Annotated in this window: 27 protein-coding genes; 26 read left to right on the forward strand and 1 reads right to left on the reverse strand. The window is 45.1% G+C overall.

Annotated elements, in window-relative coordinates:
• A partial coding sequence (locus Q0791_RS04610; RefSeq protein WP_299003488.1) for a hypothetical protein occupies positions 1-87 on the forward strand: 87 nt, incomplete at its 5' end.
• A 72-nt stretch (positions 88-159) separates the two neighbouring features.
• Here the strand turns inward: Q0791_RS04610 and Q0791_RS04615 are convergent.
• Positions 160-1,551 (reverse strand): hypothetical protein, encoded by a 1,392-nt coding sequence (locus Q0791_RS04615; RefSeq protein WP_299003294.1) that lies wholly within the window; start codon positions 1,549-1,551, stop codon positions 160-162.
• 339 nt (positions 1,552-1,890) lie between these two features.
• Between Q0791_RS04615 and rpsJ the strand changes: the two genes are divergently transcribed.
• The 25 genes from rpsJ (at position 1,891) to rpsK (ending at position 13,399) form a co-directional block, all read left to right on the forward strand.
• A complete protein-coding gene (gene rpsJ / locus Q0791_RS04620) occupies positions 1,891-2,202 on the forward strand; it encodes a 30S ribosomal protein S10 (RefSeq protein WP_005503530.1) in 312 nt (103 codons plus the stop codon).
• A gap of 27 nt (positions 2,203-2,229) precedes the next feature.
• Positions 2,230-2,868: a 50S ribosomal protein L3 gene (gene rplC, locus Q0791_RS04625; RefSeq protein ID WP_299003296.1), complete on the forward strand. Its 639-nt coding sequence runs from the start codon at positions 2,230-2,232 to the stop codon at positions 2,866-2,868.
• 16 nt (positions 2,869-2,884) lie between these two features.
• Positions 2,885-3,490 (forward strand): 50S ribosomal protein L4, encoded by a 606-nt coding sequence (rplD, locus tag Q0791_RS04630; protein WP_299003298.1) that lies wholly within the window; start codon positions 2,885-2,887, stop codon positions 3,488-3,490.
• Positions 3,487-3,789, forward strand: a complete 303-nt coding sequence (rplW, locus tag Q0791_RS04635; RefSeq protein WP_299003300.1) for a 50S ribosomal protein L23 — start codon at positions 3,487-3,489, stop codon at positions 3,787-3,789. Before rplD ends, rplW begins: the two co-directional genes overlap by 4 nt.
• 16 nt (positions 3,790-3,805) lie before the next feature.
• Positions 3,806-4,633, forward strand: coding sequence for a 50S ribosomal protein L2 (rplB, locus tag Q0791_RS04640; protein ID WP_299003302.1), 828 nt, complete (start codon positions 3,806-3,808; stop codon positions 4,631-4,633).
• A gap of 11 nt (positions 4,634-4,644) precedes the next feature.
• The gene (gene rpsS, locus Q0791_RS04645; RefSeq protein WP_299003305.1) at positions 4,645-4,923 is read left to right on the forward strand and encodes a 30S ribosomal protein S19; all 279 of its coding nucleotides are present in this window, start codon (positions 4,645-4,647) and stop codon (positions 4,921-4,923) included.
• 15 nt (positions 4,924-4,938) lie between these two features.
• Entirely contained in the window at positions 4,939-5,271 is a 333-nt protein-coding gene (rplV, locus tag Q0791_RS04650; RefSeq protein ID WP_248942525.1) for a 50S ribosomal protein L22, read from the forward strand.
• A gap of 9 nt (positions 5,272-5,280) precedes the next feature.
• Complete coding sequence (rpsC, locus tag Q0791_RS04655) at positions 5,281-5,970, forward strand: 30S ribosomal protein S3 (protein ID WP_298773406.1); 690 nt, start codon at positions 5,281-5,283, stop codon at positions 5,968-5,970.
• A gap of 11 nt (positions 5,971-5,981) precedes the next feature.
• Positions 5,982-6,392: a 50S ribosomal protein L16 gene (gene rplP / locus Q0791_RS04660; protein ID WP_299003307.1), complete on the forward strand. Its 411-nt coding sequence runs from the start codon at positions 5,982-5,984 to the stop codon at positions 6,390-6,392.
• On the forward strand, positions 6,392-6,583 hold the full coding sequence (gene rpmC / locus Q0791_RS04665; RefSeq protein WP_012144642.1) for a 50S ribosomal protein L29: 192 nt from the start codon (positions 6,392-6,394) through the stop codon (positions 6,581-6,583). Before rplP ends, rpmC begins: the two co-directional genes overlap by 1 nt.
• Positions 6,583-6,831, forward strand: coding sequence for a 30S ribosomal protein S17 (gene rpsQ, locus Q0791_RS04670; protein ID WP_028767969.1), 249 nt, complete (start codon positions 6,583-6,585; stop codon positions 6,829-6,831). Before rpmC ends, rpsQ begins: the two co-directional genes overlap by 1 nt.
• Before the next feature lie 180 nt (positions 6,832-7,011).
• Positions 7,012-7,380: a 50S ribosomal protein L14 gene (gene rplN, locus Q0791_RS04675; protein ID WP_299003320.1), complete on the forward strand. Its 369-nt coding sequence runs from the start codon at positions 7,012-7,014 to the stop codon at positions 7,378-7,380.
• Positions 7,381-7,391: 11 nt separating this feature from the next.
• Positions 7,392-7,706 carry a 50S ribosomal protein L24 gene (gene rplX, locus Q0791_RS04680; protein WP_299003323.1) on the forward strand — a complete coding sequence of 105 codons (315 nt, stop codon included), beginning with the start codon at positions 7,392-7,394 and terminating at the stop codon, positions 7,704-7,706.
• A 12-nt stretch (positions 7,707-7,718) separates the two neighbouring features.
• Complete coding sequence (gene rplE, locus Q0791_RS04685; RefSeq protein WP_299003326.1) at positions 7,719-8,258, forward strand: 50S ribosomal protein L5; 540 nt, start codon at positions 7,719-7,721, stop codon at positions 8,256-8,258.
• A 10-nt stretch (positions 8,259-8,268) separates the two neighbouring features.
• Complete coding sequence (gene rpsN, locus Q0791_RS04690) at positions 8,269-8,574, forward strand: 30S ribosomal protein S14 (protein ID WP_299003329.1); 306 nt, start codon at positions 8,269-8,271, stop codon at positions 8,572-8,574.
• Between the two features lie 24 nt (positions 8,575-8,598).
• Positions 8,599-8,991 (forward strand): 30S ribosomal protein S8, encoded by a 393-nt coding sequence (gene rpsH / locus Q0791_RS04695; RefSeq protein ID WP_299003332.1) that lies wholly within the window; start codon positions 8,599-8,601, stop codon positions 8,989-8,991.
• 10 nt (positions 8,992-9,001) lie between these two features.
• The gene (gene rplF / locus Q0791_RS04700; RefSeq protein WP_299003335.1) at positions 9,002-9,535 is read left to right on the forward strand and encodes a 50S ribosomal protein L6; all 534 of its coding nucleotides are present in this window, start codon (positions 9,002-9,004) and stop codon (positions 9,533-9,535) included.
• Between the two features lie 10 nt (positions 9,536-9,545).
• Positions 9,546-9,896: a 50S ribosomal protein L18 gene (rplR, locus tag Q0791_RS04705; RefSeq protein WP_299003337.1), complete on the forward strand. Its 351-nt coding sequence runs from the start codon at positions 9,546-9,548 to the stop codon at positions 9,894-9,896.
• A gap of 12 nt (positions 9,897-9,908) precedes the next feature.
• Positions 9,909-10,412: a 30S ribosomal protein S5 gene (gene rpsE, locus Q0791_RS04710; RefSeq protein ID WP_298773389.1), complete on the forward strand. Its 504-nt coding sequence runs from the start codon at positions 9,909-9,911 to the stop codon at positions 10,410-10,412.
• Positions 10,413-10,418: 6 nt separating this feature from the next.
• Entirely contained in the window at positions 10,419-10,601 is a 183-nt protein-coding gene (gene rpmD, locus Q0791_RS04715) for a 50S ribosomal protein L30 (RefSeq protein ID WP_299003342.1), read from the forward strand.
• Position 10,602: 1 nt separating this feature from the next.
• Positions 10,603-11,037, forward strand: coding sequence for a 50S ribosomal protein L15 (gene rplO / locus Q0791_RS04720; RefSeq protein ID WP_299003344.1), 435 nt, complete (start codon positions 10,603-10,605; stop codon positions 11,035-11,037).
• A gap of 7 nt (positions 11,038-11,044) precedes the next feature.
• Entirely contained in the window at positions 11,045-12,385 is a 1,341-nt protein-coding gene (gene secY, locus Q0791_RS04725; protein WP_299003347.1) for a preprotein translocase subunit SecY, read from the forward strand.
• Between the two features lie 23 nt (positions 12,386-12,408).
• Positions 12,409-12,522: a 50S ribosomal protein L36 gene (rpmJ, locus tag Q0791_RS04730; protein WP_006083579.1), complete on the forward strand. Its 114-nt coding sequence runs from the start codon at positions 12,409-12,411 to the stop codon at positions 12,520-12,522.
• Between the two features lie 110 nt (positions 12,523-12,632).
• Positions 12,633-12,989 (forward strand): 30S ribosomal protein S13, encoded by a 357-nt coding sequence (gene rpsM / locus Q0791_RS04735; RefSeq protein WP_299003349.1) that lies wholly within the window; start codon positions 12,633-12,635, stop codon positions 12,987-12,989.
• A 17-nt stretch (positions 12,990-13,006) separates the two neighbouring features.
• Positions 13,007-13,399: a 30S ribosomal protein S11 gene (rpsK, locus tag Q0791_RS04740; RefSeq protein ID WP_012153476.1), complete on the forward strand. Its 393-nt coding sequence runs from the start codon at positions 13,007-13,009 to the stop codon at positions 13,397-13,399.
• The last annotated feature ends 3 nt before the right edge of the window (positions 13,400-13,402 follow it).

The following is a 13,402-nucleotide window of genomic DNA, read 5'->3' on the forward strand; positions in this document are numbered from 1 at the left end:
ATCGCGATGGACGAAGGTTTACGCTTCGCTATCCGTGAAGGTGGTCGTACAGTAGGTGCGGGTGTTGTAGCTAAGATTGTTGCTTAATCGCGACTCATCTTACTGAACAAAAAAGGCAGCTTAGGCTGCCTTTTTTGTTTTTATGCTTTTTACGATGCGTTATTCGACTGGCTGAGTTAAAGCAAAATCAATTCTGATGGATTGACCTTCTTGATAGATAAGCTCATTTTCTGGCTCAGCCGAGCGGCTTTCTTTAGCGATTTGTCCTCGCCACTCGGGTAATGTTAAATAACGATCCACTTTCGCTAATCTGATACTGACTTTTTTGTGTTCTATGGCATCAAATTTCGCTTGAATGTCATGAGGCAGTTGTAGTGAGGGAATAAGGCCTGCACGTCCAGCATGGATAGACCAAATGTTATCACTGTCAGAGGCAAACATAGTACCATCATGCAGCTGCAATTTAGTGGATGATATAGTGCTGCCATAAGCACTAAAATCAAAATCAATTGTATCCGCATCTAATTTTAATTGCAGTGCTATATGCTCCACCTCCTGCAAAAAGTTCTCATTGGCCGTTAATAATTCAATAGGCTGAGTATCACCGCTACTGTCGATAGATTGATGTGAAGCGATATTAATATTAGCGTGGGAATCTAAAATGCTCGATGCTTGACCATCATGGGTATAGAGCATCGACGTGAGATTTAACTCTGGATAGATGTAGATAGGCTTGTCATGACTGGAGCTATGTTGGCTAGTGTTCCATGAATAATTACCGAATTGATAAAAGCCAGTGTAAGCCACAAGAAAGCTGGACTCGGTTGGGGGTGTAGTTTTAACTTCAATGCCTTGGGTAAAGTCATCTAAGGTTAAGGCTTGATCATCGTCTTGTGAGAATGACACATGAGCTACATGGGTACTAAGGCCATGGTTATCGATGAGTGTGAGTTCGGTCGGTGAATTGGCACACCAACTGACTTTCGTCGCACTGTATTGGGATGTGGGATTGAGTGGCACACTCATGTAATTTCTGTTGGCAGTGAAATCAACGGATTGAAATTCACCGCTGTCATACAGCTCACTAATATCAATTTGAACTTCATTGCACTCACAACCAATATCATTATTAATATAATGAATTTGCTTACCTAAATCACCTGCTGTGACATTGAGATAGCTATTCACTGTAATACCGACATCAAGATCATTAGGATCTGTGTAGGTGAGTTGAGTGATGTGTTTGTTAGCTGCAGTCCATTCAATTTCAAGGTGTCCGTTTGCATCAGTTTGATGTTCACTTAGAATTTTACCATTCGCATCGTGTACCAAGAAAATAGCGCTAGTATTTGGGCTTGTGATATCACATTGATTGGATCTCAGTGCATCTAAGGTTAAATAAACAGGAGAGGGGGAGTTGTCTGTATTGTCTGTTGCATTCTCTGTTGATTGATCATGACTTGAATCGCTGCCACCACAGGCGGTAACAAAGGCTGCTAACAAACTGCAGGCTGCTAACAAACTGCAGGCCGCTAATTTTAACATATACATAGTGTATTTTTTTGTTGTTTTTGTGTAAAAAAGGTTGCGCACTATATAAGGTCAAAGTGATTGATTCAAGCCCTGCTACTGGCTTTTATCATTTGAAGCATTCTGCACAATTTAAGCACAATGCTTAATTATTGACAATTTGCTTGCTCTTAACACAAAACTGCGTATAATGACCGCTCGCCTTAACCATTAGGCGAATTAATCAGTCAAGAAAAGCTTGACGTAAAATACAGCGGCTCCAATTGTGAGTCGAACGGTTAAATCATCTCGCTCTGCTTTTCCAGAAAGGAAGAAGCTAGAGGGTGATTTTTTATGTGTCCATTTTAGGAGCTCTGGTCAATGCAGAACCAAAGAATCCGTATCCGCTTGAAAGGATTTGATCATCGTTTAATTGATCAGTCTACTGCGGAAATCGTTGAAACTGCTAAGCGTACAGGCGCACAGGTACGTGGTCCAATCCCACTACCAACGCGTAAAGAACGTTATACCATTTTGACTTCTCCACACGTTAATAAAGATGCGCGTGATCAGTACGAACTTCGTACTCACAAACGTCTTGTTGACATCGTAGAGCCGACTGAGAAGACTGTAGATGCATTGATGCGTCTAGATCTTGCGGCGGGTGTTGACGTTCAAATTAGCTTAGGTTAATTGAGATCCTTAGAAGAGGTTTGAGAGATGGCTATCGGTCTTATCGGTCGTAAAGTAGGTATGACTCGTATCTTCAATGAAGATGGGGCGTCTATACCTGTTACAGTAATTGAAATCGCTGCTAACCGCGTTACCCAAGTGAAAACTTTGGAAACTGACGGTTACCGTGCACTTCAAGTTACTACTGGTACCAAAAAAGCTAATCGCATCACTAAAGCAGAAGCAGGTCACTTTGCTAAGGCGGGCGTTGAAGCCGGTCGTGGTTTGTGGGAAGTGCGTTTGGCAGATGGTGAAGGCGAAAGCATTGAAGTTGGTGCTGAGCTAAATGTAGATATCTTCGCTGATGTAGCGAAAGTTGACGTAACAGGTCAATCAAAAGGTAAAGGCTTCCAAGGCGGTGTTAAGCGTTGGAACTTTAGAACACAAGATACCACGCATGGTAACTCACTGGCACATAGATCCAATGGTTCTATTGGTCAAAACCAAACACCTGGTCGCGTTTTCAAAGGTAAGAAAATGTCGGGCCACATGGGTGCAGAGCGCGTTACGACACAGAATCTTGAGATTGTTCGTGTTGATGCTGAACGTAACTTGCTTTTGGTTAAGGGTGCGGTTCCAGGTGCCACTAATGGCGACCTGATCATCAAGCCTGCAATTAAAGCTTAGGTCTGAGGAGATAGTAATGGAATTGGTATTGAAAGACGCACAGAGTGCTCTTGAAGTTTCCGAAACTACCTTCGGCCGTGACTTTAATGAAGCACTGGTTCATCAGGTAGTTGTAGCATATGCTGCAAACGCGCGTCAGGGCACTCGTGCTCAAAAAACTCGCGCAGAAGTTGTTGGCTCTGGTAAGAAGCCTTGGCGTCAAAAAGGAACTGGCCGTGCACGTGCTGGTACCGTTAAAGGCCCAATCTGGCGTGGTGGTGGCGTAACATTCGCTGCTAAAACACAAGATCACAGCCAAAAAGTTAACAAAAAGATGTATCGCGGAGCGCTGAAAAGCATTTTCTCTGAATTGGTACGTCAAGAGCGTCTAATTGTTGTTGAGTCATTTGGTGTTGAAGCTCCTAAAACAAAAGAGCTGAAAGCAAAATTAGCCACAATGGACTTACAAGATGTATTAATTGTGACGCCAGAAGTTGATGAGAATTTATTCTTAGCCGCTCGTAACTTATACAAAGTTGACGTTCGCGATGTTGCTGGTATTGATCCAGTTAGCCTTATCGCTTTCGACAAAGTACTTGTTACTGCTGATGCGATTAAGCAAATTGAGGAGATGCTAGGATGATAAGCGAAGAACGTTTGCTAAAAGTTATTCTAGCGCCACACATCTCTGAAAAGAGCACTGTTAGTGCTGAGAAGAACAACACGGTTGTTTTCCGTGTCGCTATCGATGCGACTAAAGCTGAAATTAAAGCTGCAGTAGCCACGTTATTTGAAGTTGAAGTTGATTCAGTTCGCACTTTGGTTAACAAAGGTAAGACTAAGCGTCACGGTGCTCGTATGGGTCGTCGTAGCGATTGGAAAAAAGCCTATGTGACTTTAGCTGAAGGTGCTGACATCGATTTCGTCGGCGGCGCTGAGTAAGCAAAGGAGAATTATCATGGCAGTTATTAAGTGTAAGCCAACCTCTCCAGGTCGTCGCCACGTAGTTAAAGTGGTGAACAGCGATTTGCATAAAGGTAAACCTTTTGCAGGCCTGTTGGCGAAAAAATCAAAAAGTGGTGGCCGTAACAATACCGGTCGTATCACTGTCCGTCACGTAGGTGGTGGTCATAAGCAGCATTACCGTATCATCGATTTCAAGCGTGATAAAGATGGTATTCCTGGTAAAGTTGAGCGTTTGGAATATGATCCAAACCGCACAGCAAACATCGCATTGGTACTTTATGCTGATGGTGAGCGTCGCTACATTCTTGCTGCTAAAGGCATGAAAGCAGGTGATGCAATCCAATCAGGTATTGATGCTGAAATCAAGACTGGTAATGCTCTGCCTCTACGTAATATCCCTGTGGGTAGCGTAGTGCATGCAGTTGAAATGAAGCCTGCTAAAGGTGCTCAAATCGCTCGCTCTGCAGGTGCTTACGTTCAAGTTGTTGCTCGTGATGGCGCATATGCCACTCTACGTCTTCGCTCTGGCGAAATGCGTAAAGTGCCTGTTGATTGCCGCGCGACATTGGGTGAAGTTGGTAATGCCGAGCATATGCTACGCCAGTTAGGTAAAGCAGGTGCTAAACGCTGGAGAGGCGTACGCCCAACAGTTCGTGGTGTTGCAATGAACCCAGTAGATCACCCACATGGTGGTGGTGAAGGCCGTACATCTGGTGGTCGTCATCCTGTGTCTCCATGGGGTCAGCCTACTAAGGGTTATAAGACTCGTAGTAACAAACGCACCGACAAGTACATTGTACGTCGTCGCAATAAAAAGTAAGAGGATTCGCCATGCCACGTTCTCTCAAGAAAGGTCCATTCATTGACCTGCACTTGCTGAAGAAGGTAGAGAAAGCGATGGAAGCGGGAGACAAGAAGCCTATTAAGACTTGGTCTCGTCGCTCTATGATCATCCCTAATATGATTGGGTTGACCATCGCTGTCCATAATGGTCGTCAGCATGTACCTGTGTTCATCACTGACGAAATGATCGGCCACAAGCTTGGTGAATTTTCACCAACTCGCACTTATCGCGGCCATGCTGCTGATAAGAAAGCGAAGAAGCGTTAATACGGGAGGAATAAGATGGAAGTTTTAGCTAAACATCGTTTTGCCCGTACGTCGCCTCAAAAGTGCCGTTTGGTTGCAGATCAAATCCGAGGCCTGCCTGTTGCTAAGGCTCTCGAAATTTTGACTTTCAGCCCTAAGAAAGCCGCTGTACTTGTTAAAAAAGTACTTGACTCTGCTATCGCTAATGCTGAGCACAACGAAGGTGCTGACATTGACGAACTAAGAGTTGGCGCCATCTTAGTTGATGAAGGTCCAACCATGAAGCGTATCATGCCACGTGCTAAAGGCCGTGCTGATCGTATAATCAAGCGTACCAGCCACATTACTGTGGTTGTATCAGATCGCTAGGAGTTAGCAATGGGACAGAAAGTACATCCTAATGGTATCCGTCTGGGTATCACTAAGCCTTGGATCTCGACCTGGTACGCTGATAAATCAGACTATGCCAAGAACTTGAGCAGTGACTGGGAAGTGCGTAAGTTTCTAGAAAAGAAACTTAAGCAAGCTTCGGTCTCTAAAATAGTTATCGAGCGTCCAGCTAAAAGTGTTCGTGTGACTATCCACACAGCCCGTCCAGGTGTTGTGATTGGTAAGAAAGGCGAAGACGTTGAGAAGCTACGCAACCAAGTTGCTAAGTTGACTGGTATTCCAGCTCAAATCAACATCGCTGAAATCCGTAAGCCAGAGCTAGATGCGAAGTTAGTTGCCGAAGGCATCGCTTCTCAACTAGAGCGCCGTGTTATGTTCCGTCGTGCCATGAAGCGCGCTGTACAAAATGCAATGCGTCTTGGTGCTAAAGGTATCAAAGTTGAAGTGAGTGGCCGTCTAGGTGGAGCTGAGATTGCACGTTCTGAGTGGTATCGTGAAGGTCGTGTACCTCTACATACTCTGCGTGCTGATATCGACTATTCGACAGCTGAGAGTCACACTCAATACGGTGTGATCGGCGTTAAAGTTTGGGTCTTCAAAGGTGAAGTTCTAGACGGTATCGTTCCTCAGCACGAAGAGCCGAAACAGCAGCCTAAGCGTAAGTCTCGCGGTAAATAGGAGAGCCGGCAATGCTGCAACCAAAACGAATGAAGTTTCGTAAAATGTTCAAAGGCCGTAACCGCGGTCTAGCGAACGGCACTGAAGTCAGCTTCGGTGAATTCGGTCTGAAAGCCGTTGGTCGTGGTCGACTAACTGCACGTCAGATTGAATCTGCGCGTCGTGCGATGACACGTCACATTAAACGTCAAGGCCAGATCTGGATCCGCGTTTTCCCTGACAAGCCAATTACCTCTAAGCCACTTGAAGTGCGTATGGGTAAAGGTAAGGGTAACGTTGAATATTGGGTTTGTCAGATCCAACCAGGCAAGGTTCTTTATGAAATGAATGGTGTTCCTGAAGCGTTAGCGCGTGAAGCGTTTGCTTTAGCTGCGGCTAAGCTGCCTCTGAAGACCACCTTCGTAACTAAGACGGTGATGTAATGAAAGCGAGCGAACTAACAGAAAAGAGCGTTGAAGAATTGAACGCTGAACTGCTTGGTCTGCTGCGTGAGCAGTTTAATCTGCGTATGCAACACGCCACTGGTCAGTTAACTCAGACTCATCAGCTTAAAATCGTGCGTCGCAACATTGCGCGCGTTAAGACCATTATTACTTCTAAGGCGGGTGCATAATGTCTGATAAAATCCGTACTTTGCAAGGTCGTGTACTTAGCGACAAAATGGACAAGTCCATTACTGTTGCTATTGAGCGTAAAGTGAAACATCCTTTATACGGGAAGTTCATTAAGCGTACTACAAAGATCCATGCACATGACGAACAAAATCAGTGTAATGCTGGCGATATCGTGACTATTCGCGAATGCCGTCCGCTGTCTAAGACTAAGTCTTGGACCCTGGTTGAAGTAGTATCAAAGGCCTAATTTCGATTAGGGAAAATAGTTAAACGGCTCCTTTTCCGGGGTCGTTTATTTTTTAGTACTATCTATTCCTAATTTCGGGTGTTATACTTGCGCGCCTTTTTCAGAAAAATTATTGAAAAAGCGTGTAATAATTAGACCCAATTGTTGGGATTATGAAGTAACGATAGCGGAGCACTTAAAATGATCCAAATGCAATCGGCTCTTGAAGTCGCTGATAACAGTGGCGCTCGTAGAGTTCAGTGTATTAAGGTCTTGGGTGGCTCTCATCGTCGTTATGCCGGAATCGGCGACATCATCAAAGTTTCTGTAAAAGAAGCAATTCCTCGCGGTAAAGCGAAGAAAGGTGATGTGTATAACGCGGTGGTAGTCCGTACTAAGAAAGGCGTACGTCGTCCAGATGGTTCTGTCATTCGCTTCGATCGGAATGCAGCGGTATTGCTTAACGCAAACCTAGCACCGATTGGTACTCGTATCTTTGGACCAGTGACACGTGAATTGCGTACAGAGCAATTTATGAAAATTGTCTCATTGGCACCAGAAGTACTGTAAGGAGCTTCAAAATGGCAGCTAAAATACGTCGCGAAGACGAAGTAATTGTACTAGCAGGTAAAGACAAAGGAAAACGCGGTAAGGTTTCTCAAGTTCTTCCTACTGGTAAGTTGATTGTTGAAGGCATTAACCTTGTTAAGAAACACCAAAAGCCAAACCCACAACTGGGTGTGACTGGTGGTATCATCGAGCAAGAAGCCGCGATACAAGCATCAAATGTTGCGATCTTTAACTCTGCCACTGGCAAAGCGGATCGTATTGGTTTCCGATTTGAAGACGGTAAAAAAGTCCGTTTCTTTAAGTCGAACAGTGAACTCGTTAAGTAATTGGAGTAAACGATGGCGAAACTGCATGATAAATATCAAGAGACTGTTAGTCCTGAACTGATGAAAAAGTTCGGTTTTACCAGTGTCATGCAAGTCCCTCGGATTGAAAAAATCACCCTAAACATGGGTGTTGGCGAAGCTGTAGCAGATAAGAAAGTGATGGAGCATGCGCTTCGTGACATGACTGCTATTGCTGGTCAAAAGCCAGTTGTGACTGTCGCTCGTAAGTCAGTGGCTGGTTTTAAAATCCGTGAAGGCTACCCTATCGGCTGTAAAGTAACTCTGCGTGGCGAACGCATGTGGGAGTTCTTTGAGCGTTTAGTAGATATCGCAATCCCGCGTATTCGTGATTTCCGTGGCCTGAGTGTTAAATCATTCGATGGTCGTGGTAACTATGCGATGGGTGTACGTGAGCAAATCATTTTCCCTGAGATCGATTACGATAAAATCGATAAGATCCGTGGAATGGATATTGTGATCACGACTTCTGCGAAGAATGATGAAGAAGGACGTGCTTTATTAAGCGCATTCAACTTCCCATTCAAGAAATAAGGGTAGCGTAATGGCAAAAAGTTCAATGAAAGCACGTGAAGTAAAACGTGCCAAGCTCGTGGCAAAGTTCGCTGAAAAGCGTGCGGCACTTAAGGCTATCATTAGCAACCCAACAACGTCTGATGAAGATCGTTGGGATGCCGTTCTTAAGCTGCAAGGTCTACCACGTGACTCTAGCGCTGCGCGTCAACGCAATCGTTGTAGTCAAACGGGCCGTCCACATGGTGTTTTACGTAAGTTCGGCTTAAGCCGTATTAAATTACGTGAAGCAACTATGCGCGGTGAGGTTCCTGGCCTTCGCAAGGCTAGTTGGTAAGCACTTGTCACGGAGTAAGCTAATATGAGCATGCAAGATCCTATTGCGGATATGTTAACACGTATTCGTAACGGCCAAGCTGCTAACAAAGTATCTGTGAAGATGCCTTCAGCTAAGTTAAAAGTCGCTATCGCGAAAACACTTAAAGAAGAAGGTTACATCTCAGACTACGCCGTAGCAGATGAAGCTAAGCCTGAACTGGAAATTACGCTTAAGTATTTCCAAGGGCAACCAGTCGTTGAGACTATCCAGCGCGTTAGTCGCCCAGGTCTTCGTATTTACAAAGGTAAAGACGAACTTCCTAAGGTGATGGGCGGTCTAGGTGTCGCAATTGTTTCCACTTCTAAAGGCTTGATGACCGATCGTGCCGCCCGCCAAGCAGGCATGGGTGGTGAGGTTATCTGCTACGTAGCGTAAGGAGTTAGGTATGTCACGTGTTGCAAAAGCACCCGTATCTATTCCAGCTGGCGTAGAGGTGAGCTTGAAAGATCAAGAGATTACCGTTAAAGGCGGCAAATCTACTTTGACTCGAGTGATAAACAGTGCGGTAAACCTTGTTGTTGAAGGTGATAAAATCACATTCAATCCAGTTGAAGGCGTTCAAGGCGCTTGGGCACAAGCAGGTACTGCGCGTGCACTGGTTAACAACATGGTTATAGGTGTGTCTCAAGGTTTCGAGAAGAAATTACAGTTAATTGGTGTTGGTTACCGTGCGAAAATTGCTGGTAAAGGCATTGATTTGACTTTAGGTTTTTCACATCCTTTAGTACATGAACTTCCCGCAGGCGTTACTGCAGAATGTCCAACTCAAACTGAAATCGTACTGAAAGGTGCTGATAAGCAGTTAGTAGGGCAGGTTGCTGCAAACATTCGCGGCTATCGTCCACCAGAGCCTTATAAAGGTAAAGGTGTTCGTTATGCTGACGAACAAGTACGCCGTAAAGAGGCTAAGAAGAAGTAGGTAACGCGATATGGATAAGAAAACATCTCGCTTACGTCGCGCAACTCGCGCTCGTAAGAAGATCCAAGAGCTGGGCGTTAATCGTCTGGTTGTACATCGTACACCACGTCATATCTATGCACAGGTCATTAGTCCTACTGCACAGGTGTTGGCGACAGCTTCTACTGCTGAAAAAGCGGTAACAGAGCAACTAAAGTACACTGGTAACGTTGATGCGGCTAAAGTAGTAGGTAAAGCTATTGCTGAGCGCGCTGTTGAAAAAGGTGTTACTAGCGTCGCTTTCGATCGTTCCGGTTTCAAGTATCATGGTCGTGTAGCAGCTTTAGCTGATGCCGCTCGTGAAGCTGGCCTCCAGTTCTAAGGGGTTATAAGAATGGCTAAATTTGAAGCTCAACAGAAAGACGACCTGCAAGAGAAGTTAGTTGCAGTGAATCGTGTTTCTAAAGTTGTAAAAGGCGGACGTATCTTCAGTTTCACTGCATTAACTGTAGTGGGTGACGGTAACGGTAAAGTCGGTTACGGCTATGGTAAAGCGCGTGAAGTGCCTGCCGCAATTCAAAAAGCAATGGAAAAGGCTCGCCGTAACATTGTTAACGTTGAATTGAATGGTGGAACTTTGCACCACCCTGTTAAAGGGCGTCACACAGGTTCGCGTGTTTACATGCAACCTGCATCTGACGGTACTGGTATTATTGCCGGTGGTGCTATGCGTGCCGTATTGGAAGTAGCAGGCGTTCATAACGTACTGTCGAAAGCATACGGTTCTACTAACCCGATCAACATCGTTCGCGCAACTGTCGATGCGTTGGTGCACATGAAGTCACCATCACAAATCGCAGCTAAGCGTGGCCTGAATGTTGATGAACTTCGAGGTTAATACACCATGGCTACGAAAACGTTAAAAGTAACTCAGACTAAAAGTGCAATTGGACGTTTGCCTAAGCATCGTGCCACATTGACAGGTCTTGGTTTACGCCGTATTAATCATACTGTTGAATTAGAAGATACGCCTTCTGTTCGTGGTATGATCAATAAGGTTTACTACATGGTTTCGGTGGAGGAATAAGATGCGTCTAAATACTCTATCACCTGCAGCAGGTTCTAATAAGACTGCTAAGCGTGTAGGTCGCGGTATTGGTTCTGGCCTAGGTAAGACAGCCGGTCGTGGTCACAAGGGACAGAAGTCTCGCTCAGGTGGCGGCGTTCGTGTCGGTTTTGAGGGTGGTCAAATGCCACTTAAAATCCGTCTGCCTAAATTTGGTTTTACTTCGCGTAAAGCGTTAGTAACATCAGAAATTCGCACGAGCGAATTGGCAAAAGTTAACGGTGATGTTATCGACCTTAATGCGCTGAAAGATGCGAATTTAGTTACTCGCAACATACAGTTTGCTAAAATCGTTCTTTCAGGTACCATTGAACGCCCAGTGACCGTAAAAGGTCTTAAGGTAACTAAAGGTGCTCGTGCAGCGATTGAAGCTGCCGGCGGTAAGATCGAGGAATAATACGTCGATGGCAAAACCAGGACTTGATACAAAAAGCACGAAGGGTGGACTCTCTGAACTGAAAGCTCGCCTCCTGTTCGTGATTGGTGCAATAATCGTCTTCAGGGCGGGATCGTTTGTACCGATTCCTGGTATTGACGCCGCTGTATTAGCAGAGCTGTTCAATCAGCAAAAGGGAACCATCCTAGGCATGTTTAACATGTTCTCGGGTGGTGCCCTTGAACGTGCTTCTATCTTTGCATTGGGTATTATGCCGTATATTTCGGCATCGATTATCATGCAATTATTGACTGTGGTTCATCCTGCTCTCGCTGAACTTAAGAAAGAAGGCGAATCTGGGCGAAAGAAAATCAGTCAATATACTAGATACGGCACTTTGGTTCTGGGCACGTTCCAGGCAATTGGTATCGCAACTGGGTTACCTAACTTAGTCCCAGGTTTAGTGGTAAACTTAGGCTTTAGTTTCTACTTTGTTGCTGTTGTGAGTCTAGTCACAGGAACCATGTTCCTGATGTGGTTAGGTGAGCAGATTACCGAGAGAGGCATAGGGAATGGTATCTCGATATTAATTTTCGCAGGTATTGTTGCCGGTCTACCATCTGCTATCGGCCAAACGGCTGAACAGGCGCGTCAAGGCGACTTGAATGTACTAGTATTGTTGTTACTTGCAGTGATTGTTTTTGCTGTAACTTACTTTGTGGTATTCGTTGAGCGTGGACAACGTCGTATCGTTGTTAACTACGCCAAACGTCAGCAAGGCCGTAAGGTGTTTGCCGCACAAAGTACGCATTTACCACTGAAATTAAATATGGCGGGTGTGATCCCTCCTATTTTTGCGTCCAGCATCATTTTGTTTCCAGGCACACTGGCTCAGTGGTTTGGTCAAAGTGAGTCCATGTCATGGTTAAGTGATTTTTCACTGGCTGTGTCACCAGGACAACCGCTGTACTCATTATTATATGCGACAGCAATTATTTTCTTCTGTTTCTTCTATACTGCGTTGGTATTTAACCCGCGCGAAACAGCAGATAACTTGAAGAAGAGTGGTGCATTCATTCCCGGGATACGTCCTGGAGAACAGACTTCGCGTTACATTGATAAAGTGATGACTCGTTTGACATTAGCAGGCGCGTTATACATTACCTTTATCTGTTTAATTCCGGAGTTCATGTTAATTGCGTGGAAAGTACAGTTCTATTTTGGCGGTACTTCACTACTGATTATGGTAGTCGTAATCATGGACTTCATGGCTCAAGTTCAGACTCATATGATGTCTCATCAATATGATTCTGTAATGAAGAAAGCTAACCTAGTGAACAAAGCGAATCTCGATCGCTTTGGTCGATAAGCTAGCTTTTACGGAGTGATGTAATGAAAGTTCGAGCTTCCGTGAAGAAGATCTGCCGTAATTGCAAGATCGTAAAGCGTAGTGGCGTTGTTCGCGTGATTTGTGTTGAACCTAAACACAAACAGCGTCAAGGCTAACAAAATTGGTCAGCCCCGTTCGGGCTGATCAAATATTATTTGCTAAATAGTCGTCTGTCGAGTATCCTACCGGGCTTTTCACAGATGACCTTTAACTTAAGGAGTGCATAGTGGCCCGTATCGCTGGCATTAACATTCCTGATCAAAAGCACGCAGTCATTGCATTGACTGCTATCTACGGCATTGGTCGTACTCGCGCACAAGCTATTTGCGCGGCTACTTCAATCGCTGAAGATGCTAAGATCAAGGAATTGAGCGAAGCTCAAATTGATACTCTACGCGAAGAAGTTGCCAACTACATCGTAGAAGGTGATTTACGTCGTGAAGTTTCCATGAACATCAAGCGTCTTATGGACCTTGGTTGTTACCGTGGCCTTCGCCATCGTCGTAGCCTGCCCCTTCGTGGGCAACGTACTAAGACCAATGCGCGTACGCGTAAAGGTCCACGTAAACCTATTAGAAAGTAACGGGAAGGTAAACCAATATGGCTAAAGTTCCGTCACGTTCTCCGCGTAAGCGCGTACGTAAACAGGTTGCTGATGGCATGGCGCATATCCATGCGTCTTTCAACAACACAATCATCACTATTACCGATCGTCAAGGTAATGCACTGTCTTGGGCAACATCAGGTGGTTCAGGTTTCCGTGGTTCACGTAAATCTACTCCGTTTGCTGCACAGGTTGCTGCTGAGCGCGCAGGTACTGCTGCTCAGGACTACGGTGTGAAAAACCTAGAGGTTTTTGTGAAGGGTCCAGGTCCAGGGCGTGAATCAGCGATTCGTGCACTAAACTCGGTTGGTTATAAAATTACCAATATTACCGATGTGACGCCTATCCCTCATAATGGTTGTCGTCCTCCTAAGAAACGTCGCGTTTAATAG

This window comes from uncultured Shewanella sp. (assembly GCF_947495455.1).
Classification (GTDB): Bacteria; Pseudomonadota; Gammaproteobacteria; order Enterobacterales; family Shewanellaceae; genus Shewanella.

What these genes read in the sequence shown, in the direction of transcription:
- Q0791_RS04615 (WP_299003294.1), bottom strand. Translation starts at nt 1,551, where the DNA reads ATGTATATGTTAAAATTAGCGGCCTGCAGTTTGTTAGCAGCCTGCAGT.
- rpsJ (WP_005503530.1), top strand. Translation starts at nt 1,891, where the DNA reads ATGCAGAACCAAAGAATCCGTATCCGCTTGAAAGGATTTGATCATCGT.
- rplC (WP_299003296.1), top strand. Translation starts at nt 2,230, where the DNA reads ATGGCTATCGGTCTTATCGGTCGTAAAGTAGGTATGACTCGTATCTTC.
- rplD (WP_299003298.1), top strand. Translation starts at nt 2,885, where the DNA reads ATGGAATTGGTATTGAAAGACGCACAGAGTGCTCTTGAAGTTTCCGAA.
- rplW (WP_299003300.1), top strand. Translation starts at nt 3,487, where the DNA reads ATGATAAGCGAAGAACGTTTGCTAAAAGTTATTCTAGCGCCACACATC.
- rplB (WP_299003302.1), top strand. Translation starts at nt 3,806, where the DNA reads ATGGCAGTTATTAAGTGTAAGCCAACCTCTCCAGGTCGTCGCCACGTA.
- rpsS (WP_299003305.1), top strand. Translation starts at nt 4,645, where the DNA reads ATGCCACGTTCTCTCAAGAAAGGTCCATTCATTGACCTGCACTTGCTG.
- rplV (WP_248942525.1), top strand. Translation starts at nt 4,939, where the DNA reads ATGGAAGTTTTAGCTAAACATCGTTTTGCCCGTACGTCGCCTCAAAAG.
- rpsC (WP_298773406.1), top strand. Translation starts at nt 5,281, where the DNA reads ATGGGACAGAAAGTACATCCTAATGGTATCCGTCTGGGTATCACTAAG.
- rplP (WP_299003307.1), top strand. Translation starts at nt 5,982, where the DNA reads ATGCTGCAACCAAAACGAATGAAGTTTCGTAAAATGTTCAAAGGCCGT.
- rpmC (WP_012144642.1), top strand. Translation starts at nt 6,392, where the DNA reads ATGAAAGCGAGCGAACTAACAGAAAAGAGCGTTGAAGAATTGAACGCT.
- rpsQ (WP_028767969.1), top strand. Translation starts at nt 6,583, where the DNA reads ATGTCTGATAAAATCCGTACTTTGCAAGGTCGTGTACTTAGCGACAAA.
- rplN (WP_299003320.1), top strand. Translation starts at nt 7,012, where the DNA reads ATGATCCAAATGCAATCGGCTCTTGAAGTCGCTGATAACAGTGGCGCT.
- rplX (WP_299003323.1), top strand. Translation starts at nt 7,392, where the DNA reads ATGGCAGCTAAAATACGTCGCGAAGACGAAGTAATTGTACTAGCAGGT.
- rplE (WP_299003326.1), top strand. Translation starts at nt 7,719, where the DNA reads ATGGCGAAACTGCATGATAAATATCAAGAGACTGTTAGTCCTGAACTG.
- rpsN (WP_299003329.1), top strand. Translation starts at nt 8,269, where the DNA reads ATGGCAAAAAGTTCAATGAAAGCACGTGAAGTAAAACGTGCCAAGCTC.
- rpsH (WP_299003332.1), top strand. Translation starts at nt 8,599, where the DNA reads ATGAGCATGCAAGATCCTATTGCGGATATGTTAACACGTATTCGTAAC.
- rplF (WP_299003335.1), top strand. Translation starts at nt 9,002, where the DNA reads ATGTCACGTGTTGCAAAAGCACCCGTATCTATTCCAGCTGGCGTAGAG.
- rplR (WP_299003337.1), top strand. Translation starts at nt 9,546, where the DNA reads ATGGATAAGAAAACATCTCGCTTACGTCGCGCAACTCGCGCTCGTAAG.
- rpsE (WP_298773389.1), top strand. Translation starts at nt 9,909, where the DNA reads ATGGCTAAATTTGAAGCTCAACAGAAAGACGACCTGCAAGAGAAGTTA.
- rpmD (WP_299003342.1), top strand. Translation starts at nt 10,419, where the DNA reads ATGGCTACGAAAACGTTAAAAGTAACTCAGACTAAAAGTGCAATTGGA.
- rplO (WP_299003344.1), top strand. Translation starts at nt 10,603, where the DNA reads ATGCGTCTAAATACTCTATCACCTGCAGCAGGTTCTAATAAGACTGCT.
- secY (WP_299003347.1), top strand. Translation starts at nt 11,045, where the DNA reads ATGGCAAAACCAGGACTTGATACAAAAAGCACGAAGGGTGGACTCTCT.
- rpmJ (WP_006083579.1), top strand. Translation starts at nt 12,409, where the DNA reads ATGAAAGTTCGAGCTTCCGTGAAGAAGATCTGCCGTAATTGCAAGATC.
- rpsK (WP_012153476.1), top strand. Translation starts at nt 13,007, where the DNA reads ATGGCTAAAGTTCCGTCACGTTCTCCGCGTAAGCGCGTACGTAAACAG.